This is a genomic window from Olsenella uli (genome assembly GCF_901212655.1).
GTDB classification, from domain to species: Bacteria; Actinomycetota; Coriobacteriia; order Coriobacteriales; family Atopobiaceae; genus Parolsenella; species Parolsenella uli_A.
Genome location: NZ_CAAKON010000049.1, coordinates 1 through 1,731, shown reverse-complemented (window position 1 = coordinate 1,731; position 1,731 = coordinate 1). Strand labels below are relative to the sequence as shown.

At 60.7% G+C, this 1,731-nt stretch carries 1 protein-coding gene; it reads left to right on the top strand.

Annotated elements, in window-relative coordinates; translation table 11 throughout:
* The first annotated feature begins 331 nt into the window (after positions 1-331).
* Positions 332-1,642 carry an ATP-binding protein gene (locus tag EFAMC2_RS09180; protein ID WP_154028829.1) on the top strand — a complete coding sequence of 437 codons (1,311 nt, stop codon included), beginning with the start codon at positions 332-334 and terminating at the stop codon, positions 1,640-1,642.
* Positions 1,643-1,731: the final 89 nt, after the last annotated feature.

Genomic DNA, 1,731 nt, shown 5'->3' with positions numbered 1-1,731 from the left:
CCCGGAAGCCTCACGGCTTCCGGGCCCGTTTTGTTTAGCGCGAGCGCTCAGGCATGGCTTTCGGAGCACGCATGGTCTTCACGTGATAAAAGGGGCGGTCGGGGCGTGGCGTTTATCCCTGCATGCCCATCCCCTCTTCCATATCGTCAAGCAGGCCCTTCGCTTTCTCCAAAAAAGGAATCCGGATTATCCCGAACGATCTTTTCGTTATTTATGGAATGAGGTCTCCGCATTTTCCTGAATGTCTTATTCGTATTTTTCTGAGTACATTTCTCGCATTTTGCCGAGCATCACTCACGTAAAATACCGAATACGCAGTTAGGAGGCCCTGATGAACGATAAGACCGATCAAGACACAGCCAACCTCACTCCCCATGGCTACAAGCCCCGTCTCATCGAGAAAAGGCTCGACACGCTGATGGCGACTTTCGGCTGTGTCGAGATCACCGGGCCGAAGTGGTGCGGCAAGACGTGGACCGCCATGACCCGCTGTGCAAGCATCACAAAGCTCGACAGCCCCACCGAGCGTGAAGCGGCGGAGATGGACCCCAAGCTCGCTCTGGTCGGGCAGCCTCCTCACCTCGTAGACGAGTGGCAGGAAGTTCCCGAAGTCTGGGACGCCGCAAGGCGCTTCGTCGACGATGCCGGAGGCAAGCACGGTTTGTTGCTGCTTACGGGGTCGACCGCCCTCAAGAAAGCGGAACGGGGAAGGGTGCGGCACAGCGGGGCGGGAAGGATAGCGCGGCTTACCATGCGGCCCATGACGCTCTCCGAAGCAGTTGAGTCCTCCCCCACCGTTTCGCTCAAGAAACTGTTCGAAGGCGAACCGCTGCGGCCCGCACGCTCAGATACCGAGGTTTCTGATGTAGCGCGCTGGTGCTGCAGGGGAGGTTGGCCGGCAACCCTCGGCTTGTCCGACGAGACGGCAGCAGAGGTGGCGGCCCAATATATCCAAGCCGTCCTGGACGTCAACGTTCTGGAAGACGGGCGCTCGCCGGCTTTGGCTCTCACGCTCATGCGAGCCCTCGCGCTCAACGAAAGCCAGGCCGTGACCTACAAGACCCTCGCAAAGGATATGGCTGGCGGAGAGAAGGGGCCGGACGAGGGCACGCTTTCGGCCTATCTCGAGCTGTTCAGCCGCTTGCAGATTATTGAGGACCTCTATGGATGGGAGCCTCCCATGCGCTCCAAGGCGCGGGTGAGGGTGAAGCCGAAGCGCTACTTCTGCGACCCTTCGCTCCCCGCCACCCTGCTTGGCGCAACCCCGGTGCGGCTCCTCAAGGACACGCAGACCCTTGGCATGCTCTTCGAGAACCTTGCGATTCGAGACCTTCGGGTATTCCTGTCGACGTATGCTGGCATCGGCAACGATGTCCGGTACTACCGCGACGAATCAGGGCTGGAAGTCGACGCGATTCTCGAGTATCAGGGTAGCTGGGCCGGCATCGAGATCAAGCTCAGCGACACGAAGGCCGACGAGGGAGCCAAAAACCTGCTGGCCCTCAAAAAGAAGATCCTCTCCAACCCAGCAGCGAGAAACGCCGAGCCCGCCTTTCTTGCCGTCATCGTTGGGCGCGGGAGCCTGGCATACACACGAGACGACGGAGTGATGGTCATACCGGCGGCGACCCTCGGAGCATAAGCCCGACCCCAGACGTATCTTGATCGGCATGGCGCCCAGCCCCCCCGCAGCCGAGCGCAACGGGCCCGGAAGCCTCACGGCTTCCGGGC